26 protein-coding genes, 2 tRNA genes and 1 pseudogene are annotated in these 21,785 nt (G+C 61.8%); 15 read left to right on the plus strand and 14 right to left on the minus strand.

All coding sequences use genetic code 11. The features are described from left to right. Positions 1-45: 45 nt before the first annotated feature. The 5 genes and pseudogenes from F474_RS14420 to F474_RS14435 all read right to left on the minus strand — a co-directional run bounded on the left by F474_RS14420 (position 46) and on the right by F474_RS14435 (position 3,576). Positions 46-519, minus strand: a complete 474-nt coding sequence (locus F474_RS14420; protein WP_097084930.1) for a DUF6392 family protein — start codon at positions 517-519, stop codon at positions 46-48. Then, positions 516-1,628 carry a hypothetical protein gene (locus tag F474_RS22970; protein WP_256582800.1) on the minus strand — a complete coding sequence of 371 codons (1,113 nt, stop codon included), beginning with the start codon at positions 1,626-1,628 and terminating at the stop codon, positions 516-518. The genes F474_RS14420 and F474_RS22970 overlap by 4 nt, the downstream gene beginning before the upstream one ends. Before the next feature lie 3 nt (positions 1,629-1,631). Beyond that, positions 1,632-3,203, minus strand: a pseudogene (locus tag F474_RS23280) (hypothetical protein); the annotation flags it as partial. Between the two features lie 199 nt (positions 3,204-3,402). After that, positions 3,403-3,479 (minus strand) — tRNA-Asp (locus F474_RS14430). A gap of 21 nt (positions 3,480-3,500) precedes the next feature. Next, positions 3,501-3,576: transfer RNA gene (locus F474_RS14435), tRNA-Val, on the minus strand. A 162-nt stretch (positions 3,577-3,738) separates the two neighbouring features. Here F474_RS14435 and rdgC point away from each other — a divergent pair. Together rdgC and F474_RS14445 are read left to right on the plus strand one after the other, a co-directional pair. Continuing rightward, positions 3,739-4,659, plus strand: a complete 921-nt coding sequence (gene rdgC, locus F474_RS14440; protein WP_097084928.1) for a recombination-associated protein RdgC — start codon at positions 3,739-3,741, stop codon at positions 4,657-4,659. 32 nt (positions 4,660-4,691) lie between these two features. Continuing rightward, positions 4,692-5,615, plus strand: a complete 924-nt coding sequence (locus F474_RS14445; protein ID WP_097084927.1) for a bile acid:sodium symporter family protein — start codon at positions 4,692-4,694, stop codon at positions 5,613-5,615. A gap of 110 nt (positions 5,616-5,725) precedes the next feature. On the opposite strand, the gene F474_RS14450 is transcribed toward F474_RS14445, so the two are convergent. Beyond that, positions 5,726-6,283 carry an SPOR domain-containing protein gene (locus F474_RS14450; RefSeq protein WP_097084926.1) on the minus strand — a complete coding sequence of 186 codons (558 nt, stop codon included), beginning with the start codon at positions 6,281-6,283 and terminating at the stop codon, positions 5,726-5,728. Between the two features lie 106 nt (positions 6,284-6,389). On the opposite strand from F474_RS14450, the gene F474_RS14455 reads away from it, so the two are divergent. Further along, positions 6,390-6,680: a DUF6388 family protein gene (locus F474_RS14455; RefSeq protein WP_097084925.1), complete on the plus strand. Its 291-nt coding sequence runs from the start codon at positions 6,390-6,392 to the stop codon at positions 6,678-6,680. 56 nt (positions 6,681-6,736) lie between these two features. Here the strand turns inward: F474_RS14455 and F474_RS14460 are convergent, their stop codons facing one another. Beyond that, a complete protein-coding gene (locus tag F474_RS14460; RefSeq protein WP_097084924.1) occupies positions 6,737-7,558 on the minus strand; it encodes a shikimate 5-dehydrogenase in 822 nt (273 codons plus the stop codon). A 158-nt stretch (positions 7,559-7,716) separates the two neighbouring features. On the opposite strand from F474_RS14460, the gene F474_RS14465 reads away from it, so the two are divergent. Both F474_RS14465 and pbpG read left to right on the plus strand, forming a co-directional pair. Beyond that, a complete protein-coding gene (locus F474_RS14465; protein ID WP_097084923.1) occupies positions 7,717-8,046 on the plus strand; it encodes a hypothetical protein in 330 nt (109 codons plus the stop codon). 197 nt (positions 8,047-8,243) lie between these two features. Further along, positions 8,244-9,149 (plus strand): D-alanyl-D-alanine endopeptidase, encoded by a 906-nt coding sequence (gene pbpG, locus F474_RS14470; RefSeq protein ID WP_165830320.1) that lies wholly within the window; start codon positions 8,244-8,246, stop codon positions 9,147-9,149. A 7-nt stretch (positions 9,150-9,156) separates the two neighbouring features. On the opposite strand, the gene F474_RS14475 is transcribed toward pbpG, so the two are convergent. Together F474_RS14475 and F474_RS14480 are read right to left on the minus strand one after the other, a co-directional pair. Then, on the minus strand, positions 9,157-10,116 hold the full coding sequence (locus F474_RS14475) for a sensor domain-containing diguanylate cyclase (protein ID WP_097084921.1): 960 nt from the start codon (positions 10,114-10,116) through the stop codon (positions 9,157-9,159). Positions 10,117-10,214: 98 nt separating this feature from the next. Then, positions 10,215-10,655: a hypothetical protein gene (locus tag F474_RS14480; protein WP_097084920.1), complete on the minus strand. Its 441-nt coding sequence runs from the start codon at positions 10,653-10,655 to the stop codon at positions 10,215-10,217. A 218-nt stretch (positions 10,656-10,873) separates the two neighbouring features. On the opposite strand from F474_RS14480, the gene F474_RS14485 reads away from it, so the two are divergent. The 5 genes from F474_RS14485 (at position 10,874) to F474_RS14505 (ending at position 14,694) form a co-directional block, all read left to right on the plus strand. Beyond that, complete coding sequence (locus tag F474_RS14485; RefSeq protein ID WP_097084919.1) at positions 10,874-11,557, plus strand: response regulator transcription factor; 684 nt, start codon at positions 10,874-10,876, stop codon at positions 11,555-11,557. Next, the gene (locus tag F474_RS14490; RefSeq protein WP_097084918.1) at positions 11,535-12,932 is read left to right on the plus strand and encodes a HAMP domain-containing sensor histidine kinase; all 1,398 of its coding nucleotides are present in this window, start codon (positions 11,535-11,537) and stop codon (positions 12,930-12,932) included. The genes F474_RS14485 and F474_RS14490 overlap by 23 nt, the downstream gene beginning before the upstream one ends. Then, positions 12,929-13,588, plus strand: coding sequence for a response regulator transcription factor (locus F474_RS14495; protein WP_097084917.1), 660 nt, complete (start codon positions 12,929-12,931; stop codon positions 13,586-13,588). Before F474_RS14490 ends, F474_RS14495 begins: the two co-directional genes overlap by 4 nt. 154 nt (positions 13,589-13,742) lie before the next feature. Beyond that, positions 13,743-13,976 carry a DUF1654 domain-containing protein gene (locus F474_RS14500; RefSeq protein ID WP_097084916.1) on the plus strand — a complete coding sequence of 78 codons (234 nt, stop codon included), beginning with the start codon at positions 13,743-13,745 and terminating at the stop codon, positions 13,974-13,976. A gap of 22 nt (positions 13,977-13,998) precedes the next feature. Further along, complete coding sequence (locus F474_RS14505; protein WP_097085248.1) at positions 13,999-14,694, plus strand: endonuclease; 696 nt, start codon at positions 13,999-14,001, stop codon at positions 14,692-14,694. Positions 14,695-14,716: 22 nt separating this feature from the next. Here the strand turns inward: F474_RS14505 and F474_RS14510 are convergent, their stop codons facing one another. The 3 genes from F474_RS14510 to F474_RS14520 are packed head-to-tail and all read right to left on the minus strand — an operon-like array spanning position 14,717 to position 16,516. Beyond that, the gene (locus F474_RS14510; protein WP_097084915.1) at positions 14,717-15,238 is read right to left on the minus strand and encodes a DUF2937 family protein; all 522 of its coding nucleotides are present in this window, start codon (positions 15,236-15,238) and stop codon (positions 14,717-14,719) included. Between the two features lie 9 nt (positions 15,239-15,247). Then, positions 15,248-16,024 carry a class II glutamine amidotransferase gene (locus tag F474_RS14515; protein WP_097084914.1) on the minus strand — a complete coding sequence of 259 codons (777 nt, stop codon included), beginning with the start codon at positions 16,022-16,024 and terminating at the stop codon, positions 15,248-15,250. Between the two features lie 9 nt (positions 16,025-16,033). Continuing rightward, complete coding sequence (locus F474_RS14520) at positions 16,034-16,516, minus strand: MFS transporter (protein ID WP_097084913.1); 483 nt, start codon at positions 16,514-16,516, stop codon at positions 16,034-16,036. A 64-nt stretch (positions 16,517-16,580) separates the two neighbouring features. Between F474_RS14520 and F474_RS14525 the strand changes: the two genes are divergently transcribed. The 3 genes from F474_RS14525 (at position 16,581) to F474_RS14535 (ending at position 19,680) form a co-directional block, all read left to right on the plus strand. Continuing rightward, entirely contained in the window at positions 16,581-18,617 is a 2,037-nt protein-coding gene (locus F474_RS14525; protein WP_165830321.1) for a S9 family peptidase, read from the plus strand. A 172-nt stretch (positions 18,618-18,789) separates the two neighbouring features. Next, positions 18,790-19,254: a cyclic nucleotide-binding domain-containing protein gene (locus tag F474_RS14530; RefSeq protein ID WP_097084911.1), complete on the plus strand. Its 465-nt coding sequence runs from the start codon at positions 18,790-18,792 to the stop codon at positions 19,252-19,254. 66 nt (positions 19,255-19,320) lie between these two features. Then, complete coding sequence (locus F474_RS14535; RefSeq protein ID WP_097084910.1) at positions 19,321-19,680, plus strand: YgaP-like transmembrane domain; 360 nt, start codon at positions 19,321-19,323, stop codon at positions 19,678-19,680. Here F474_RS14535 and F474_RS14540 read toward each other — a convergent pair whose 3' ends face one another. After that, positions 19,681-20,130 (minus strand): YcgN family cysteine cluster protein, encoded by a 450-nt coding sequence (locus tag F474_RS14540; RefSeq protein WP_097084909.1) that lies wholly within the window; start codon positions 20,128-20,130, stop codon positions 19,681-19,683. A gap of 113 nt (positions 20,131-20,243) precedes the next feature. On the opposite strand from F474_RS14540, the gene F474_RS14545 reads away from it, so the two are divergent. Beyond that, positions 20,244-20,837 carry a nitroreductase family protein gene (locus F474_RS14545; RefSeq protein ID WP_097084908.1) on the plus strand — a complete coding sequence of 198 codons (594 nt, stop codon included), beginning with the start codon at positions 20,244-20,246 and terminating at the stop codon, positions 20,835-20,837. A 35-nt stretch (positions 20,838-20,872) separates the two neighbouring features. Here F474_RS14545 and F474_RS14550 read toward each other — a convergent pair whose 3' ends face one another. Then, the gene (locus F474_RS14550; RefSeq protein ID WP_097084907.1) at positions 20,873-21,208 is read right to left on the minus strand and encodes an I78 family peptidase inhibitor; all 336 of its coding nucleotides are present in this window, start codon (positions 21,206-21,208) and stop codon (positions 20,873-20,875) included. Positions 21,209-21,423: 215 nt separating this feature from the next. Between F474_RS14550 and F474_RS14555 the strand changes: the two genes are divergently transcribed. Further along, positions 21,424-21,675 carry a hypothetical protein gene (locus tag F474_RS14555; RefSeq protein WP_116562258.1) on the plus strand — a complete coding sequence of 84 codons (252 nt, stop codon included), beginning with the start codon at positions 21,424-21,426 and terminating at the stop codon, positions 21,673-21,675. Positions 21,676-21,785 lie beyond the last annotated feature (110 nt).

Here is a 21,785-nt window from a genome sequence, read left to right on the forward strand (position 1 = left end):
GAGCGTGCGAGCGAACGAGCCAAAACCGCGACTCATTATGTAAAGTCATACGGTCGGCTTATCGAGACAGAAGGTAAGTTTAGAAATAGCCATATCACGACGGTAGCTGACATAAATATAGATGTCGTCGCCGTAGATACCCCTCTCCTGGAACACTTCCGTCCCCCCCGTAGCACCAATGGGTTTGGGGAGCGTAATCGGCCCTGTATAGAGCAATGCATCGCCCAGTAGTACCTGTAATCGTTCCCGGCTCAACGGTGTACCAAATGGCCTTGGCAATTCCCCGGTATAGGCAGCAATGTTTGGCAACACGCTGGACAACACCACATGCAGCTCGACAAACTTTCCCGATTCCGCGCTAAAGGACAATTCCAGACCCAGGTCGGGCTCCAGATAGAAAAAATCATCGTCAGGAGAGTATTTGATTAGATCGTTGGTTCTGACCAAACCCGCAGAGGCAAGCTCAGACTGAGTTTCCCCAAGGCCTTTTATCAGCCGCTCCAGGTCGAAAGCATTCATTCATACCAACCTTTTTCAATATTCAAATTGTGCAATTCAGCTCTCGCTTGCTCCGCCTGAGCTTCAGAAAGCCCATGCTCCAGCAATCCCGGCTTGATCGCATTGAAGTTGCTATCTACTGCCTTTCTCAAATCCAACGAGTCGATATATTTCTGCTTGCGGTTCCTGCCACCGTACGTCTCGCTCAGGCTTTGATGAACGATATCCGGAATCGCAATGCTTGCACCATTGATCACAGCTTTATTTAACTCTTGCCCCGTCAGCCTGAATTGACGAGCTAGCAAATTGAGTCTCAGCGCGGCCTTGGATGGCATATGATCGATTTGCAGGCCATCACCTTTACTCCTCTGCTGCATCGGCACACCGTCGCCCACCTCGCCCAATACAACCGGCGGCCCAGCAAACACCAAGCCTGACTCAGGCAGATCGTCATCTTCTCCAAACCCCGGAATGCTAGCACCGGCCTGTCCGGGCTCCACCGCTGGCAAACTTGTATTAACTGTTTCCCCTGGTTTCACCTCCATGCCCGGATACACCGCCTGCTCACCAGGCTGGGCCGGCAGTTCGCTTGGGCCTAGCAACTCCGACCCAGGTGGCACCAACGGCGTCCAGGTGCGCGAACCGCTGCTGATCGGCCAGGGCAGCAGCATTGGTTGGCGGTGCCGAGCGCCCCACTCACTGCTCGGCGCAGCCATGCGCAGATGGTCCAGATCAAACGAGCCAGCGGTCGAGGGCTGAGCGATGCGCAGCTCGAAGTGATGACGGCCGCCCATCCAGGTTGCTCTGGGCGCGTAGGGTGCAAGGCCTAGCGCCAGGCGGGCGCGATTGGGGGGCTCGAACGCCTGGGCAAGCTCGGGGATGTCACCCAACGTGCGCCAGATTGCACGCTCTACGGCCGCTGGCGTTGCGTAGGCCCGGCCACGCAGCGGATCGGCGATTGCCGAGGGTATGGCAACGCCTTCCGGCTGGCTCGCACGCAACAGGAAGTCAGCCCCAGCTGCCTTGCCCACTCCTTCGATGTGAAGATACCCAGGTACCGGCGGCACGAAACTGAGGTACAACGGCTCAAGCCCGGAAGCTTCGGGAAAGCAAACGATGCAGTCCTGCACGCGAGCGTCAGTACCTTCCGGCAGCTCCGATACTTCTGGCTGCGTCGTCGCCCACCCCTGCGGCAGCAACACTGGCCCAGGGGGCATGGCTGGTTGCGCCGCAAAGGCGATCTCCCGCGCCGGCTGGGAGGGCTGTTTTGCAACGTAAGCGTGCTGGTGTTCATCGAAGCCTGCCTGCACCACTGCAACGGCTGTATCGCTGCCGGCTACGAGGCGTATTTCCAGCCCCTGCTCTACCGGGACTGGCAATACACGGTAAGGCAGGTCAACGTAGCCTGCCCCCTCGGCCAGCTCTCGCAAGCGGTCAGCTGCCAACAAGCCCACTGCAGCAGCAGGCAGGCCAACCCCGCGATAGCGCGCCCGTGCCGACCCCTCACCCAACGCTGGCGAATAGAGCGCAAGAGACACCCCAAGGCCGGCCACTTGGCCGAGGCGTCGGGCGGCGACATGGAGGAGTTCCCTGCCTGCATCGGCTACTGCCTTATGCAGCCGAGCCGTCGCTTCCTGGGCCTCCCACAGCCGAACACGACCCGGCTCGAAGAGCAAAAGCGCGCCAGGTGCTGCCCCGCGCGGAACGACGTAGGTGTTAGCGACGGCCATCAGCTTGCGTCGAGCGGCCTCATCGACCCGGTACTTGTGCCGGATCTGTTCCCGACGCTGGCCTTGCGCCTCCAAGCGCCTGGCCTTCCAGGCTTCCCATTCACGCCAGTACAGCTGCCTCGCGACGTACTGGACGGCAAGCGCATCACTTTTAGCCTGCAGCTGCCGTATCGCCTCATCCAGCAGTCGCGCCTCTTGCGCGGCGATATAGGCTTGCTGCCATCGCCTGTGTAACGCGTGCCCCGCCTCGTCACTACCGGCGCTAAGCTGTGCCAGAACTGACCGGTAGGCGTCGCTGTGCAGCGAGAGCGGATCATGCTGCTCAAACAGAGACACAGCACGCCTGGCATCTCGCTGGGTGATCGTTTCCGCGATCAAGCCGTCGATCTCGGCCTTATCCTTGGAAATCAGATAGAGGTCCCAGCGCTCATCCCTGAGCCGGTTGATGGGCCCCCGCGCAGCCCGTATCCGCGCGGCTACGGCCTCGGGCAAGGCCTCAAGCTGGGCTTGATAAGCGGCTGCCCAGCGTGACATGAGGGTCTGTTGATGCTGGGCCAGGCCACCAAGCAACTGGTCATGGGCGGCTTGGCGCGCGGCCAGCTCAGCGCGGGCGCGAGCCTCAAGGGCGGCACGTATGGCCTTCTTTCGCTTTCTAGCCTTTTTGCGGCTATTACCACCGAACCCGCCGCTTAGGGAAAAGCCGCCCCCAGAGCCGGAGCTGAAATGAAAGCCCGCAGCCCATCCACCGCCCCCCACCCCCTGCCCGGCGCCAGTGCCCCCTGCTTGGCCTGCACCTGAATCAGGAAACGGAACAGGGCCACTGGGTAGCGCCCCAGGCTCGCCGGTACCGGAACCAGAACCGGAACCGGAACCGGAAATCGAGCCCGCGGCCCCGGCCCCGGTACCCGCGCCGGCTTCCCCTGGCCCGCCGGAGGGCACGTTGGACTTCGTTACCCACAGATGTTTTTCAGCCATACGTCACTTCCTTGTGCGTGATGGCACAAGGTGGCGTAGGGACGGTTCGAGCCAGCGGTACATAACGCTGGGCTGCCGCTTCAAGGCTCGCGTTGCGCTAGCCAAGCGGAAAAGAGTGCGGAAACTAAAAAAGGCAGCCAAAATGGCTGCCTTTTCAAGGATGCTCTGGAATGTTCAATGGGTTCCAAAGCTTCTGATATGGCGCAGCGGACGGGACTCGAACCCGCGACCCCCGGCGTGACAGGCCGGTATTCTAACCGACTGAACTACCGCTGCGCGATACACCTCGTGAGCGAGTGGTGGGTGATGACGGGATCGAACCGCCGACCCTCTGCTTGTAAGGCAGATGCTCTCCCGGCTGAGCTAATCACCCTTCGTCTCTCGGTGTGGCGCGCATTCTACGGAGGCGCTTCCACGCTGGCAAGCGTTTTTTCAAAATAATTTTTCAGCGGTTTCAATAACCTAGCCTACGGTTGGCTTACCGCCCCACAGAGAGAATAATGCGCCCCCTATGCCTTAAGGAGACGCACGCCCCATGTGGTTCAAGAACCTGCTTGTCTATCGCCTGACCCAGGACATCCCCTTCGACCCGCAAGCACTGGAAGACGCCCTGGCAAGCAAGCCTGCCCGCCCCTGCGCCAGCCAGGAATTGGCCACCTACGGCTTCGTCGCGCCGTTCGGCAAGGGCCCGGATGCGCCACTGGCACATGTGAGCGGGGACTTTCTCCTGGTAGCGGCACGCAAGGAAGAACGCATCCTGCCGGGCAGCGTGGTGCGCGATGCGGTCAAGGAGAAGGTTGAGGAAATCGAAGCCGAGCAGATGCGCAAGGTCTATAAAAAGGAGCGCGACCAGATCAAGGACGAGATCATCCAGGCTTTCCTGCCGCGCGCCTTCATTCGCCGCTCCAGCACCTTTGCCGCCATCGCCCCCAAGCAAGGGCTGATTCTGGTCAACTCAGCTAGCGCCAAGCGTGCCGAAGACCTGCTTTCCACCCTGCGCGAGGTGCTTGGCACCCTGCCCGTGCGCCCGCTGACCGTAAAAATCGCACCGACCGCCACCCTGACCGACTGGGTCAAAACGCAAAAAACGGCTGCCGACTTCTTCGTGCTCGACGAGTGCGAGCTGCGCGACAGCGGCGAAGACGGCGGCATCGTGCGCTGCAAGCGCCAGGACCTGACCAGCGACGAAATCCAACTGCACCTGAACACTGGCAAGCTGGTTACCCAGCTGTCGCTGGCCTGGCAAGACAAACTCTCTTTCGTGCTCGACGACAAGCTGATCATCAAGCGCCTGCGTTTCGAAGAGCTGCTGCAGGAGCAGGCGGAGCAGGATGGCGGCGATGACGACCTGGGCCAGCAAGATGCAAGCTTCACGCTGATGATGCTGACGTTCGGCGAATTCCTGCCGGCGCTGTTTGAGGCATTGGGTGGCGAAGACACCCCTCAGGGTCTCTGAAGCCCCATACATACTTATAAGAAGGAAACTCCATGCGCGCCCTCGCCGCCCTCAGCCGCTTCGTCGGCAACACCTTCGCCTGGTGGGTATTGCTGTTCGCCATCCTGGCGTTTTTTCAGCCTGGCTGGTTCATCGCGCTGAAAGTGGCCATCGTGCCGCTGCTGGGGCTGGTCATGTTCGGCATGGGGCTGACACTCAAGCTGGACGACTTCGCTGCCGTGTTCCGCCAACCCTGGCGGGTCGGCCTGGGCTGCATCGCACATTTTGTCATCATGCCGGGCGTGGCCTGGCTGTTGTGCCAGGCATTTCACCTTCCGCCGGAGATCGCCGTAGGCGTGATTCTGGTGGGCTGCTGCCCCAGCGGCACCTCGTCCAACGTGATGACTTGGCTTGCCAAAGGCGACCTGGCCTTGTCGGTGGCCATTGCCGCCGTCACCACGTTGATCGCGCCTCTGGCGACTCCCGCGCTGATCTGGCTGCTGGCTTCGGCCTGGATGCCGGTCTCGTTCTGGGACATGTTCATCTCGATCCTTCAGTTCGTGATGCTGCCAATCGTGCTCGGCGTGCTTGCGCAGCGCCTGCTGGGCGAGAAGGTACAGCTTGCGGTGGAGGTCCTGCCGTTGGTGTCGGTGGTGAGCATCGTGATGATCGTCTGCGCCGTGGTTGCTGCCAGCCAGGCGAAAATCGCCGAGTCTGGCTTGCTGATCATGCTGGTGGTGATCTTGCACAACAGCTTCGGCTACGCGCTGGGTTATGGCACCGCGCGGCTGTTCGGCCTGCCGCTGGCGCAGCGCAAGTCGCTGGCGCTTGAAGTGGGCATGCAGAATTCGGGGCTGGGCGCAGCATTGGCCGCGGCGCACATTTCACCGCTGGCCGCCGTGCCGAGCGCATTGTTCAGCGTGTGGCACAACATCAGCGGTGCGCTGCTCTCGACCTTTTTCCGTCGGCTTAAATAGGCGACGGCCGGGTTTGCCTGGTTCAAGGAGCCGGGCCTGCCATCGCTCGATCAGGCGGCAGGCTGAGCACCAAAAACGCGGCTTCGCCCGCACGCATCTTCATGGGAAAGCTACTGCTTGGCATCCGCCGGGTGCGGCACCACGAAGGCTTCGATACCCTGGCTGGCCATCAGCTCGGCCTTCTTGGCCTGTGCCTCGGCTTGGGTGGCGAAGGGGCCAAGGTACACTTCGGTCTTGCCGTTACGGGTGGCGACGTTGGCAACGAAGCCCTTTTCGATCAGCCGCGAGGTCATGTCGCTGAGCGCGCCCATGGCGTTGTCGGCGATGCGCACCTCCCAGCCATTGCCGGCGTCTGCCTCAGCCTGCTCAGGCGCCGGCGAGCCGCAGATGGTGCGCACCGCCTCGTTATCACCTCGAGGGTCGAGAATGGCGTGGTAGCCATCCTCGGCCTTGATGGCGACATAGCTGACATAGGGGGTGTAGTTACCTGCCGCGTCCTTGCCGCGCACCTGCCCACACACATTGCCCTGGGCCAGCGGGCGCACGTTGGCGAACTTGGCCGTGGACGGATTCTCCAGTTGGGCCGCCACCGCCTTATGGGCCTGGGTGACATCGTTATCGCAACCGGCCAGGGCCAGCAGCGCGGCCGCTACCATCAACTTGCGCACGGGAACTCCTCTCTTACATGCAAGGGGGGCGGCGATTCTAGCACCAAGGGCTGGCCCACGATGTGGCATGATGTCGCCCTGCCCTACCGCTTCTGAGAATACGCCCATGATTGCCAAACAAGACCGCCAGCAGGCCGCGCTCGACGCTTATCTGGCCCAGCATCCGCAACTGGCCGAGGAGATCGCCTCGCTGAGCGAAGCCGAACAGCAGCAGCAGGTCCAGTGGGCGTTCGAGGACGCTGCCGACGACCGCGGCCTGCAACCTTGGGAATACGCGCTGGAATTGATCGCCGAAAGCCCCGAGCAACTTCGTGACATGCGCCTGGAAACTCACAGGGAAGTGGCCGAGGCCCTAGGCATGAGTTGGGAGGAGTATTGCCAGTTCAATGAGTTGTAAGGGACTTCCCTTCCCATCAACTCAAAAAGGCCGCCACCTCCCCCCATCGGTCACGGTCAACCTTTTGCGGCGAACGCCACAGCCTCTTCGACCAGCGCAGGCTCTGGGCGAACCCCGGTGTAAAGCACGAACTGCTCCAGCGCCTGCAGCGCCACCACCTCCAGGCCGGTGATCACAGATTTGCCTAGGCTATCGGCCAGCTCGATGAGTGGCGTACGCGGCGGCAGTGCCACCACGTCGAACACAACCTCGGCCGCTGCCACCATGGCGTGCGGGAAGGCCAAGGCCTGTGCCTGCGGCCCACCCGCCATGCCCAGCGGCGTTACATTGACCAGCAACTGCGCCTCCACGCCATCAGGTTCGGCCTGCCAGGCGAAGCCGCAGGCCTTGGCTAGTGCCGGGCCAGCCTCGGTGTTACGGGCAACCAGCGTGACCTGCGTGAAGCCTGCATCTCGAAACGCGCACGCAACTGCCTTACCCATCCCGCCGCTGCCCCGCAAAGCCACCCGTAACCCCGGTTCGAGGCGATGCTGGCGAATCAAATGGCGGATGGCGATGTAGTCGGTGTTGTAGGCGGTGAGCCGGCCGCTATCGTTGACCAGCGTATTGACCGAAGCGATTGCCGCCGCAGAGGGGTCCATGGCATCGACCCATTCGATGCAGGCTTCCTTGAAAGGCATCGACACTGCGCAACCTCGAATACCCAATGCCCTTACACCCCCGATCGCCGCCGGCAGGTCGGTGGTGGTGAATGCCTTGTAAAGGAAGTTAAGCCCCAGCCGATCGTATAGGTAGTTGTGAAATCGCGTGCCAAAGTTGCCCGGGCGCGCGGCGAGCGACATGCACAACAGAGTGTCTTTGTTCGGAACCTTCAGCACTGCGGGCCTCCCCCAAGTGGTTGATTTGTCACTAAGACCTTACACAAAATTTACCGTTCGCCGTTGCAGCTTCTTACAATTTCGCTGTCATAGTGTGTACGGCAGTCCATGATCCCGAGGCGGGGTCATAGCGCCATGTCGTTTACGAGGAAGCATCCATGATTCGTCATATCTCCAAGGTGGCTCTGCTGGCAGGTGCACTGACCGCCGGCATGGCTGGCCAGGCCTCCGCCCACGGCCCGGGCGCCGGCGCTGTGGTCGGTGCGCTGATCGGCGGCACGGTGCTCGGCGCTGCTGTGGCCAGCCGCCCAGCCCCGGTGTATGTGCAGCAACCTGTCTATGTGGCGCCGCCTCCCCCGGTGTATTACGCGCCACCGCCGCCGGTCTATTACCAACCCGCCCCGGTGTACTACGCTGCGCCACCGCCGCCTCCACCTCCGGGTTATTACTATGGCCCGCACTACGGCCCACGCTACGGCCGCTGGTAATACTGGCGTTTTGCCCAGTATTGGTTAGAAGCCCCGCCCCGGCGGGGCTTTCGTTTGCCTGCCAACTCTGCATGAATGAATAAACATTCACCTTCCAAGGCAATCGACAGCCTGCCCCGCCGCCTCCTAGAATGTGTCAGCTTTTTTCATCTTTTCATCTGCGTGCATCTTTCATTCATTGTCGGGTACCCTTTTCCGTGAAAAAAACCCTTTCTCTGCTCAGCCTCCTCATTGCCCTGGCCAGCACCGCACTGCCCCCTGCCGCCACCGCCGCCGAGGCAGCTTTGTCACGTGACCCTTCCCAATTACATCTGGCCTCGGGCAGCGCACTGCTGACCGACCTGCAAACCGGCAAGGTGTTGTACGAAAGCAAGCCTGACAAAGTGGTGCCAATCGCCTCGGTAACCAAATTGATGACCGCCATGGTAGTGCTTGATGCCAAGCAGCCGATGAACGAAGAAATCGATATCGACATCAGCCACACCAAAGAAATGAAAGGCGTGTTCTCACGGGTGAAGCTGGGCAGCACCCTCGACCGGCGCAACATGCTGCTGATCGCACTGATGTCTTCTGAAAACCGCGCCGCTGCGAGCCTGGCCCATCATTACCCCGGTGGTTACAACGCGTTCATCACTGCCATGAACGCCAAGGCCCGTTCGTTGGGCATGAGCCATACCCGCTACGTCGAGCCTACCGGCCTGTCGGAACACAACGTGTCCTCGGCGCGCGACCTGACCAAACTGCTGATGGCGGCGCGCCAATATCCAATGCTGCGCGAGCTCTCCACTACCCGTGAAAAGACCGTAGCGTTCAAGCACCCCAATTACACGCTGGGCTTTCGCAACACTGACCACCTGCTCAACAGCAATTGGGACATCCAGCTCACCAAGACCGGCTTCACCAATCAGGCTGGCCATTGCCTGGTGCTGATCACCCGCATGGCTGACCGCCCGGTCGCCATGGTGGTGCTCGATGCCTATGGCAAATACACCCACTTCGCCGACGCTTCCCGCCTGCGCCAGTGGATGGAAACCGGCCGCAGCGGCAAGCCAGCATCGCTGGCGATGCAGTACCGCGCCGATAAGAACCGCATGGCCGATTAAGCAGCCTTCAGCCCTGGCACTCCTTGCGCCGCTGCATATCGGCAGTGGTCTGGGCCAGCAGCGCAGACAGCGTGGGGTGGCGAGCCATTTCGTATTCGCAAGCTACCACCCTGTAGTGCAGGGCATAAGCCCGAGCCCCAGCTCGATTCGCCGCCTCCAAAGCCTGGTCGATGCGCGCCAGGGGCACGCGGCTTTCCACAAGGCTCGCCCCCATCAGAAGCACCACGAAACGGTCGCCGCCCAACCGGCCTACGGTGTCCATTTCCCTGAGCACCGAGCGCACTAACTGGGCGAACCCCTTCAAGGCTTGGTCACCCTCGATGTAGCCGAAACGTTCGTTGATGCGCTGGAAGTTTTCCAGGTCGAACAGCAGCAAGGTTGCCTGCGTTCCTACGCGTCGGCACAGGCTCAATGCGTAGTTGGCCATGTGCTCGAACCCCTGGAGGTTGGCAACCCGAGTAAGGGGGTCGATAGTCGCGGACTGCAGCGCTTCGATTTCCTGTTCAGCCAAATCCGCCATATCGTTCAGGCGCGCTTGCTGCTCAGGGTTCAGAGACCTGGGGCGGTGATCGATCAGGCACAGCGTACCCATGGCGGTACCATTGCGCGCCTTGAGCGGGCGCCCCGCGTAATAACGAATGTAAGGCTTGCCGGTCACCAGAGGGTTATCACTGAAGCGGGCATCGAGCGTCGCATCGGGGATCTCGAATACGCCGTTCTGCAAAATGGCGTGCCCGCAGAACGACACATCGCGTGACGTTTCGCGCGCCTCAAGGCCATCGCACGATTTGAACCATTGGCGGTTTGTATCGATCAGGCTGATGACCGCGATGGGCATGTCGAACAGCGCCCGGGCCAAGCGTGTGAGCCGATCGAAGCGCTCTTCGGCGGGGGTGTCGAGCAGATTCAAGGAGCGCAACGTATGAAGGCGCAGCGATTCGTCGTGGGCTTTGCCGGGCGCTTGCATCGGAAGGCTCCTTGAGGTGCGTGGCAGGAAGCCACCGCTTAGCCGATCATGCCGCTAAGCGTAGCCGCCCGCCACTACCCGACGATACGCTGCACGATTTACGCGCTGGTGCTGACCATCGAACCGCTGCTGCTGCTACCGCTGTCGCTGAGCGCCTGGGTGAGTTGCGCTGTGAGGGTCTGCAGCTCCCCGGAAAACGACGACACTTGTGTCTGCGCGGCTGCCACCTGGGTCTGCCTGGCCTGCTCGTCTTTGACCTGCTGCGCACGAGCCAGCGCCTGCTCGGCCTGAGCCAGCTGTTTTTGCACCGTGGCAATCTGTTGCTTGATCTGCTTGACCGCGTCTGACTCGGTGGAGCTTGAATCGCTGCCACCGCTGGCAGCCGTGGCAGCACCGGCCGAACCAGCCTTGCTGCTGGCGAGCGTGCTGAGGTCCACGCTTGCAGTACCGTCACCGGCCTGTGCGTCACCGGTTTTAGAGGCTGAGGTGCTGCTGGACAACGTGGCAATGTTGATGCTGGTAACGCCGCTGATGCTCATGGTTGGCTCCTGTGATCGAAACGGATGACTCGCGTACAGGGCATCGACGTCACTTGAGCAACCTTTAGAAACAATTTGGTACCTGAGTGCTTACACTTGGCTACATTTCTGTGCAATCGAGCAGCCTGGGGTGAAGATGAAATAATCTTCAGTCCTTCATTTGCAGAACCTTGGCACAATGCCAACCATCTGAAGCCGACATTCGGGTAATTGATACCATGACTCGCGTATTGACCATCGAAGACGATGCCGTCACCGCCAAGGAAATCGTGGCCGAGCTGACCAACCATGGCCTGGAAGTGGATTGGGTCGACAACGGCCGCGAGGGGCTGGTCAAGGCGGTCAGCGGGGATTACGACGTGATCACCCTTGACCGTATGCTGCCCGAACTCGACGGCCTTGCGATCGTGACGACGTTGCGAACCATCGGTGTCAGCACGCCCGTGCTGATGATCAGTGCGCTTTCGGATGTCGACGAACGCGTCCGCGGGCTGCGCGCTGGCGGTGACGATTATCTGACCAAACCTTTCGCTTCCGACGAGATGGCCGCCCGTGTCGAGGTGCTGCTACGCCGCAAACAGGCCGGCACCACCCAGGACAACGTCTTGCGCGTGGCTGACCTGGAACTTGACCTGATCACCCGCGAAGCGCGGCGTGGCGAACACCAGCTGAGCCTGCTGCCAACCGAATTCAAGCTCCTGGAGTTTCTGATGCGCAACGCCGGGCAGATCCTGACCCGCATGATGATTTTCGAGGAGGTCTGGGGCTATCACTTTGACCCGGGCACCAACCTGATCGACGTACACATCGGGCGCCTGCGCAAGAAGATCGATCCTGCCGGGCAACCACCACTGATCAAGACCGTACGGGGCTCGGGCTATGTCATTGCCGAACCCCTCTAAGGGTTGGCGTTCCTCCAGTAGCCGGCTGCTGGCACTCTACAGTTTCCTCTTCGTGGCATGGAGCAGCATCTTGCTGGGCGTGTTGTATTTCGAGGTGTCCGATTACCTCAACAGCCTTGCCCGGCACTCCCTGATGCAGCGCCAACACCTGTTCTCACGCTTCGTGGGGCAAGACCTCGAAGATGCCCTCGCCGCGAGCGAAGCGTTCGATAACCGAGCCTACGATGCCTGGGGCCTGTTCGACGACGAGCTCGACCCGCTGGCTGGCGAACTCAAGCGCATCCCCCGGGGGCTGGCGCTGGACGGCAGCATCTACGAGCTGGACGATTGCACGCAATCCAACGACCCCAAACTGCCGCAAGACAGCTGCGCCGCAGTGGCGATGCCGACCCGCGACGGCCGCTGGCTGGTACTGGTGCGCGACAACGGCTCGTTGTTCCAGGTGACTCACATCATTCTGCGCGCGTTGTTGTGGGGCATTTCACTGACCATCCTGCCGGGCGCGGCGGGCTGGCACCTGCTGCGTCGCCGCCCGCTGCGGCGCATCCGGCAGATCCAGGCCAGCGCCGAGTCAATCATTGCCGGTGACCTTGCCCAGCGCCTGCCGCTGTCTGACAAGCGCGACGAGCTGGACATGCTGGCAGCGATCGTCAACGCCATGCTCGACCGTATCGAGCGCCTGATGCTGGAGGTCAAGGGGGTGTGCGACAACATCGCCCACGACCTGCGCACTCCACTGACGCGCCTGCGTGCGCAGCTTTACCGGATCAAGCAACAAGCCGACGCCGACTCGGCGCATGCCTTGCAACTGGACCAGGTCATCGGCGAAACCGACACCCTGATGGCGCGCTTTCGCGGCCTGCTGCGCATTTCCGAGCTGGAGGATCATCAGCGCCGCTCGGGCTTCGTGATGCTCGACCTGCTGCCTCTGCTTCATGAGCTCTACGATTTCTATCTGCCGCTGGCCGAGGAAGGCGAACTGGAGCTCGCATTGGACGTGCCAGACAGCCTGCCCAGCGTTCACTGCGACAGGGCCTTGCTGTTCGAAGCCATCGGCAATCTGCTGAGCAACTCGATCAAGTTCACCCCGCCCGGCGGCAAGGTCACCCTGCACGCACGCGTCGAACAAGGGGCACCGTTGATCGAAGTCGAAGACTCCGGCCCCGGCATTCCCGAGAACGAGCGCGAGGCCATCTTCCAGCGTTTCTACCGCCTCGACGAAAGCGGTGGCCAGGGCGGCTTCGGCCTGGGCCTGTCGATCGTCGCGGCTATTGTCAACCTGCACGGTTTCAGCCTGCGCGTGGGTACCGCACGCCTGGGCGGCGCCAGCCTGAGCCTGCACTGCCGCAGCAATACCCCTTTGGTGGCGACATGAACCTACTCTACCTTGCGCAGGAAACCGACCCGGGCCTGATCGACGCACTGCAGCATGCCGGCAATACCCTGCGCTGCGCTGCGACCGAACAGTATGATCACGCCTTACGGGGAGATTACAGCTTCATTCTGCTGGACTTGCCCCGCCCCTCCCCCCGCTTGTTGCAGCGCTGCCTGCAACGCCGCGGCCAGGCGTCGGTGCTGGTGCTGCTGGGCGACAGTGACCGCCAGGCCCGCATCGAGGCACTCAAGGCAGGCGCAGATGTGTGCTTGTCACGGCCGGTAAGCGTCGAGGAACTTCAGGCGCGCATGCAGGCCCTGACGCGCCAGGCGCCACCGCCGGCCGATGATTCGGGCGCAGGGTTATGGCTGTCGAATAACCGTCTGCTGCTGGGTCGTGGCGCACGCCAACAGAGTGTAACGGTTACAGAACAACGCTTGTTGGCGCTACTGGCGATACAAGCAGGCCCCATCAGCCGGCAAGCCATCGAGCAACACCTATGGGGGGATGAGGCGGCCAGCCGGGGGCCGCTGATCGAGCGGCACATCTGCAATCTGCGCCGTAAGCTGGCCGAACTGGGCGCGCCCTACGCATTGCAGACCCTACGTGGGTATGGCTATTGCCTCAATGACGGGCTGCGCGTCAGAACCGATTGAGGCTGTGGTGCCACAGGCCTTAATGGCCTTTTTTCTGGATTACGCAGCAAATCAGTAATTTAGGGGTCTGAGCGAAAGTTTTCTGACAACCCGTTGCGAAAAGGGCTACAACTCAATACTGTACGCCCATACAGCAACATAAGGAAAAACCTTCGTGAACACCTCTGCACTCGGCAGCTACGAGCAATTGGGGCTGCGCATCCAGAAGATCATCAACTCCACGCGCGCACAGAGCAGCCGCAGCGCATTGCTATTTCGCCAGGCTGGGGAAAACCCCGACGACTGGGAGCGAATGCTGCAGGAAATCGCCGAGAACGATAACGTGACCCTCGCCTGGCGCGACGACGGTGGCATTCAGCTGTTCTGGACGGTGCCGGGCAATGATTGAGTTGTTTCGCAAGACGTTGCGCATGCGCCTGCTGACCACCACCGGGCTGCTACTGTTGGCCTGCGCGGCGCATGCCGAGGCCCCGGCTACGTTCAGCCAGGCCAAGAAAGTCGCCTGGCGCCTCTACGCGCCACAGTCCACGGAGTTCTACTGCGGTTGCAAATACACAGGCAACCGTGTCGACCTGGCCAGTTGCGGCTACATTCCTCGCAAGAACGCCACTCGGGCCAAGCGGGTCGAATGGGAGCACATCGTTCCGGCTTGGCAGATCGGCCACCTGCGCCAGTGCTGGCAGAAAGGGGGGCGCAGCAACTGCACACGCCACGACAAGACCTACCAACGCGCCGAAGCCGACCTGTTCAATCTGGTGCCCAGTATCGGAGAGGTCAATGGTGACCGTAACAACTTCAGTTTCGGCTGGCTGCCCGAACAGCGAGGCCAATACGGTGCATGCCTGACCCAGGTGGACTTCAAGGCGAAGAAGGTGATGCCGCGCCCCAGCATCCGCGGCATGATCGCGCGCACCTATTTCTACATGAGCAAGCGCTATGGTTTGCGCCTGTCTAAACAGGATACCCAGCTGTTCCAGGCCTGGAACAAAACCTACCCTGTGCAAGGTTGGGAGCGTGCACGCAATCAGCAGGTAGCGTGCGTGATGGGCCATGGCAACGAATTCGTTGGGCCAGTAGACCTCAAGCGCTGCGCCAAGGGGGCGTGAGGCCCGGGCAGAAAGCGGGCGCCTAGCGCCAGCTTTCCGGGATCGGTTTATGCCTGCGAATGCCGAAGGTGTAGCCGATCCCGATCATCAGCCATTCGAATGCCAGCGCCAGTACCACCGCCAACCCCACGCCCCAGGCGATCGCCTCCGGAGAGAGCGGTACCTGATAGCTGTAGCCTTGCAGGGTTTCATCACGGATCTTCGCATCGGCCTGGCTGAGAACGTGCCAGCTGCGTGCGTACCAGGGCCCCTGCAACGCCGACCATTCCAGGCTGAGCGTTTCTTCCCGGGCGACCAATGCGGCCACGCTCTGGGCATCGTTGCGAAAAACAGGGTCGTCGCTGCTCTGGTAATGCCGCACCAAGGCCTGCAGGTCGCCCCCGAAGAATTTGCCAGCAGTGTCGCTGAACCCCTGCAGGCTGGTGCGGGCTTCGTTCAGGTGCGCCTGAACGCGCGCGGTGTAGTCGTTGAGCAGGCCCGGCCATTGCACGCCCAGCAGCAGGCAAGCAGCGAAAACGATCAAACGCATGTAGCTGCGCAGCATGTGCAGTCCTTATTCGGATGAGCCCTGAGCCACGCACTCGCCTTTGCGCCATAGCGCCCATTGGCCAGGTTGGTAGGCATGCCAGGTTTCGTTGTCGGTCAGGGCCTCGGTAGCGATTACCGTGACCACATCGTTGGGCGTGGTTTCGGCCTGAAAGTCCACGGCCATTTCCAGGTCTTTCAACCGCGCTGGCCCGAACGGCGCCCGGCGGGTGATGTGCACCAGTTTGGTCGAGCAATAGCAGAACAGCCAGTCACCATTAGAGACCAGCATGTTGAACACCCCCAGCGCGCGGTAACCCTGACAGGCCTCCACCAGCACCGGCAGGCACTGCTCGGCTTCTACTGAATCGGGGAACGCCTGGCGCAGGCGATTGAGCAGGTCGCAGAAGGCCGCTTCACTGTCGGTATCGCCAACAGGCCGGTAGAAACCGGCAGATGGCTGGAAGCCCGCCAACTGCCCATTATGGGCGAAGCACCAATTGCGGCCCCACAGTTCGCGCACGAAAGGATGGGTGTTGGCCAGGCATACGCGCCCCACGTTGGCCTGCCGGATATGGCCGATGACCACCTCACTTTTGATCGGGTAACGCTGCACGAGCTGTGCGACCTCTGACTCACAACTGGCGGCCGGGTCCTGAAACAGGCGCAACCCGCGGCCTTCGTAGAAGCCAATGCCCCAACCATCTCGGTGTGGGCCGGTACGCCCGCCGCGCTGCATCAGGCCGCTGAAGCTGAAGACGATGTCGGTCGGCACGTTGGCGCTCATGCCCAGCAGTTCGCACATGGCAAGCTCCTAGAGGCGCGGCTCGATGCGCCCGCGTACCGAGGGCTGGGGCGGCTGGGGCTCCGGTGCCCGGGGGGCCGGTGCCTGGGCCGGGGGTTGGTCTGCCTCCGCCTTGGCAAGCGCTTGCTCGCGGGCCTCACGCTCAGCCCGGCGCGTGCGAGCTGCACGCTCCAGCGGCCAGCGTATCAAGGCGAAGACCAGATACACCGCCATCGCGATGACCGAATACATGGCCAGTTCCGAGGCCGCCTGCCAAATGTGCGAGGTGTCCTTGAACAGGACGTCCAGCGCCACCACCGCCAAGGCCGGAGCAAGCTTGGCCGAGGAGGAGTCGACCGCCGTGGGTGTGCATACCGCCACTGTCGCCAGCAGGCGCAACGGCTCGCGCAGCCAACGCCACAGCCACCCGGTCAAACGGAACCACACCAGCAGGCAGCCCAAGGCCGCGACCGCATAGATACACCAGGCAATGAAGTAATCGTGTTCAGTCATGGAATTCGGGGGACGGCCAACGCAAGGGCAACTATCATAACGGCTTTTGCCGAAGGACGCTGCCATGACGAACACCGCCCCCAAGGCCCGCATGGGCGATGGCGCCGACCCTTACGCCTGGCTGCAGGAGCGCGACACCCCGGAGGTACTCAGCTACCTCGATGCCGAAAACGCCTGGCTGGAGCGGCAGCTGGCCGCCCAGCAACCGCTGCGCGACGCACTGTTCGAGGAGATTCGTGGGCGCATCCAGGAAACCGACCTCACCCTGCCCTCCCCGTGGGGGCCTTGGCTGTATTACACCCGCACCACCGCTGGCGACGAATACCCGCGTCACTACCGTCACCCTCGCCTGGCCAGCGACAGCCTGGCCATAAGCACCGCCACCGAACAACTGCTGCTCGACCCCAATACCCTGGCCGGTGGCGGCTTTCTTGCCATAGGCACCGTGGCCGTCAGCCCGGATCACACGCAACTTGCCTACAGCCTCGACACACAGGGCGATGAAACCTACCGCCTGTTCATCAAGGACCTTGCCACAGGCGCGGTCACCGAGCTGCCCTTCGAGGATTGCGACGGCAGCATGACCTGGGCCAACGACAATCAAACCCTGTTCTTCGCCACCCTTGACGACACCCACCGGCCGTTTCGCCTCTGGCGTCATCGGCGAGGCACCGAAAGCGCCGACTGCGTGTTCGAAGAGCCAGATGGGCGCTTCTTCCTGCACTGCTACCGCACCAGCTCAGAGCGCCACTTGGTGCTGCAACTGGGTAGCAAGACCACCAGCGAGAGCTGGGTGCTGGACGCAAACACTCCCCAACAGCCGTTCAACCGAGTCGCCGCTCGCCTCGAAGGCCACGAGTACGACCTGGACCACGGTTGCCTGCACGGGCAATGGCAATGGTTCGTGCGCACCAACGCCGACGGTATCAACTTCGCCGTTTACCACTGTGAAGGTGAAGTTCCGCTGCGCGAGCGCTGGCAGTGCCTGGTCCCCCACGATCCACAGGTCATGATCGAGGGCGTTGTGCTCAACCGTGGCGCCCATGCCCTGAGCCTGCGGGAAAACGGCCTGCCAGTGATCGAGGTACACCCCGCCGGGGCCAGCGCCTATCGCGTGCAGTTGCCCGATGCAGCCTACAGCCTCTACGTGCAAGACGCCCTCGAATTCGAAGGCCCGCACATCCGCCTGCGTTATGAAGCCCTGAACCGCCCAGCCCAGGTCCGCCAGCTGACGCTCGCCGGGGGCGAACAGCAGGTGCTCAAGCAAACCCCAGTGCTGGGCGACTTTGACGCCGATGCTTACATCAGCCAGCGTTTGTGGGCCACAGCCAGCGATGGTACCCAGGTGCCGATCAGCCTGGTAATGCGCCGCGACCTGCAAGGCCAGGCAGTGCCGCTTTATCTGTATGGCTACGGTGCCTACGGCACGACGCTCGACCCCTGGTTCTCCCATGCGCGGCTAAGCCTGCTCGAGCGCGGTTTCGCCTTCGCCATTGCCCATGTGCGCGGCGGGGGGGAAATGGGTGAAGCCTGGTACCGGGCCGGCAAGCTGGCGCATAAACAGAACACCTTCGGCGACTTCATCGCCTGTGCCGAACACCTGGTCAGCCACGGCCTTACCACACCCACACAGCTGGCGATCAGCGGCGGGAGCGCCGGCGGGCTGTTGATCGGTGCGGTGCTCAATCAGCGCCCAGCTCTCTTTGCGGCAGCGGTGGCCGAGGTGCCTTTTGTAGATACCCTGAACACCATGCTCGATCCGGACCTGCCGCTGACCGTTACCGAATACGATGAATGGGGCAACCCGCAAGAACCCGAAGTGTATGCACGTATCAAGGCTTATGCGCCTTACGAGAACGTGAGTGCCCAACCCTACCCCGCGATGCTCGTGGTCGCAGGGTATAACGACAGCCGGGTGCAATACTGGGAGGCGGCCAAATGGGTGGCGCGCTTGCGCGCAATGAAAACCGACAACAATCTCCTTCTGCTCAAGACCGAGATGGGTGCGGGCCATGGTGGCATGAGCGGCCGCTATCAGGCGCTGCGTGACGTCGCGCTGGAGTATGCATTTCTGATGCGAGTAATGGGCCTGGCAAGCTAATGCCGCCCAATGGGGGGCTGCCACGGGTGCAGCCCACAGGCCAAGCGTTCTGGATCAGCAAGTGCCATACTGGCCACCGGTGAAGTGACTGGCGCGCTTGCATGAGGACGGCGCTAAAACGATAGAGGGCCTAGGGCGGGGCCGGAACAACCTCGGGAGACAGACTGCCACCATGGCCAATAGCAGCGCGCTCAACAATGAAATCCGGATCATCCTGATGGACTGCGGGCTATTCAACCAGCTGCTGCCCGAGGACTGTGCTGCCGCTGCCGGGTTCTTCAGCCTGGTAAAGATGGACCAGGACGAAGTTATCTTCAGGGAAGGCGATGCTGGAAACTTCATGTGCATCATTCAGTACGGCAACGTTTCGGTACGCCGCCTGGACCTGGAAGGCAACGAAGTCGAGGTGGCGCTGCTGCGCAAGGGCCGCTCGTTTGGGGAGATGGCGGTAATCGATGGTGAGCGGCGCTCGGCTACGTGTATCGCTTCGACCGAAGTGCAGCTAGTGAGCCTGGGCAAGGACTCACTCGACAAGATGATGGTCGATGCTCCGCGCATAGCGGCAAAGGTGATTCGCGCACTCGCCGTTGCGTTGTCGCGACGCCTGCGCATGGCGGACGGCCAAAAACTGTCGTGAAATTGCGGGAACGCCCACATTGGGAACGGGTCAGTTAGCTATCAACCCACCGTTCAGGAGCACACCATGGGCCGTAGCCTTCCAGAAATCCTCGACACGCCGAACCAGCCAGATCATAACGTTCGAGGGTGGGAGCGGGCCGGCTCTCTCGCGGCCGGGGTCGTGCTGGTTGGCAAAGGTGTAGCCCGGGGCGGTATCGTGGGCTTGTTGCAAGTCGCCCTCGGCGGCGCTGCGCTCGTACGCGGTTATACCGGCCATAGCAAGGCACGGGAACTGCTCGAGAGAGGCCGCCGGGATGCCGATCAGATTCGCGCGCGCCTGGCTGAGGCCGGTGCCGAGCTCAAGGCCCTCAAGGACAGCGCGGTGGCGGCGACCGAAACCGCGACCGTCACGGGTGAAGACCCCAAGGCCCCGCCATTGGCTTGATCAACCGGCACGGAAGATCAGGTGGTCTTCCCAGTGGTCTTCATCGACCACCGTTTCACTGAACATGCGCCCTGCCTGCGAAATTCTCTGCACATGAACCTGATCGCGATCGCCGCTGACCAGATAGTGCCATTCAGGCAAGTCTTGGCCAGCCGCGACCAGGCGGTAAGCGCAGCTGGGCGGCAGCCAGTGAAACTGGTCAGCCTGCTCGACCGTCAGCTCGATGCAATCGGGCACATGCTGCTTGCGATTGGGGTAGTCGGTGCACCTGCAATTGGCTAGGTCGAGCATCTTGCACGCCACGCGGGTGTAATACACCGCACCATCCTCTTCATCCTCCAGTTTCTGTAGGCAGCAAAGCCCGCAGCCATCACATAGCGATTCCCACTCAGCCGAAGAAAGTTGAGCGAGCGTCTTGCGCTTCCAGAAGGCAGTGGCTTGGGTGCTCATGGCGAGGGCCTGAAGAAATGGGGGCGATAGTCTAAGACGGCCTGCACAGCTTGTCATCGGCCGAGCATCGCAGTAGCGTTGCGCTTCCACGACATCACCTTCAGGACCTTGCCATGAGCGACACGCCACGCATTGCCGACTACGCCATTCACGAGCAATTCATCAATCGCTGGTCGCCCCGTGCGTTCGATGGTTCGCCCATCGAGGAGCAAACACTGCTGAGCTTCTTCGAAGCTGCCCGGTGGGCGCCTTCGGCCTATAACTCTCAACCCTGGCGGTTTCTGTATGCACGTCGCGACACCCCAAACTGGGAACGCTTTCTTGGCTTGCTCAATGAATTCAACCGCAATTGGGCCCAACACGCTTCAGCCCTGGTAATCGTGATCTCCAAGACCACCTTCGTGGCGCCGGGCGCGAGCGAGGAAAGCCCAGCCCTGTGGCACACCTTCGACGCCGGCTCCGCCTGGGGTTACTTCGCCCTGCAAGCCAGCATCGATGGTTGGCATACCCATGGCATGGCTGGCTTCGACCAGGACCTCACGCGTAAGGAGCTGAACATTCCGGAAGGTTATGCCCTGCACGCGGCGGTGGCCGTCGGCAAGCTGGGTAACAAGGCGACCCTGCCTGAGTATCTGCAGGCTCGTGAAGCGCCAAGCCCACGCAAACCCGTATCTCAAATTGCCGCCGAAGGCGGCTTCTCGTTGTGAGTGACCGGGGCAGCTGAGGCTGCCCCACCCTACGCTCACCCGCAGTTAGCGCGTAGCACCTTACCTGCGTCATCGACATACAATGTCAGGCGGTCGGAACGGTAATCCATGGTGATCATGTCACGGGGGCCCAGCACGCGCGCGACTTGCGAGCCGGAGCGTACACGGGCTTGATCCAACAGTGCCTGGCTAGACACCTGGCCCACGGTGTACTGCGCCCCCGGGGCATTGCAACGGCCATCGCCGGCATTGCTGGCCGAAGCTTGAGCCGAGCTGGCAGGCTGGCCTGCCGTATCAGTGCTGCTGCCGGCACAGCCGGAAAGCAACGCAAAGCTGGCCAAGGCCAGCAGAGTAAAACGGGTGCAGGGCATGTCGCCTCCTCTGGAACAGTTTTTTCCTTTTGCATCAACAGCCTTCGGACCGCCAGCGAGCCCAGAGGTTGCAGGGTGCAGCAGTTTGCCAAAGCCCCGAGCACCTGCGCCTGATTAGTTGTGTCGAGATATTACCGTGCGAAGCCGAGTGGGTGCTGCGTGAAATGCCTCGCAGTGCTTTACTGAGTATCACCCCCATACCGAGTGACACCATCATGAGCACTGTGCATCTGGAAGCCGTCATTACGGCCCGCTGGCTCGACGGGCACTGTTCACGAAGCCCCGGCAGCGCCGAGGAGCTTGCAATACTGGCAGTCGACCTATTGGTAAGAGAGCTTGGCCTGGTGGCGGCCAAAGGTTTCATGGAACAGGCACTCGAACACTTCGGCCATCCACATTGGCCATTGCCTGCCGGCCGTGCGACCGAAGTGCAGGCCGAGCCTGGCGGGCCGGCGGCATTGTCCTGACCAAGCGTTACCGGGCGGCCGGCGCTGCTTGAAAACAGCAGCCTCGCCCTGCACCGTCACCTCTGCATGCGCCAGAACAGCGCCGTCTCGCGGCGCTATCGATAGACCTA

The organism is Pseudomonas sp. URIL14HWK12:I12 (genome assembly GCF_003097135.1).
In the GTDB taxonomy this organism is placed as follows: domain Bacteria; phylum Pseudomonadota; class Gammaproteobacteria; order Pseudomonadales; family Pseudomonadaceae; genus Aquipseudomonas.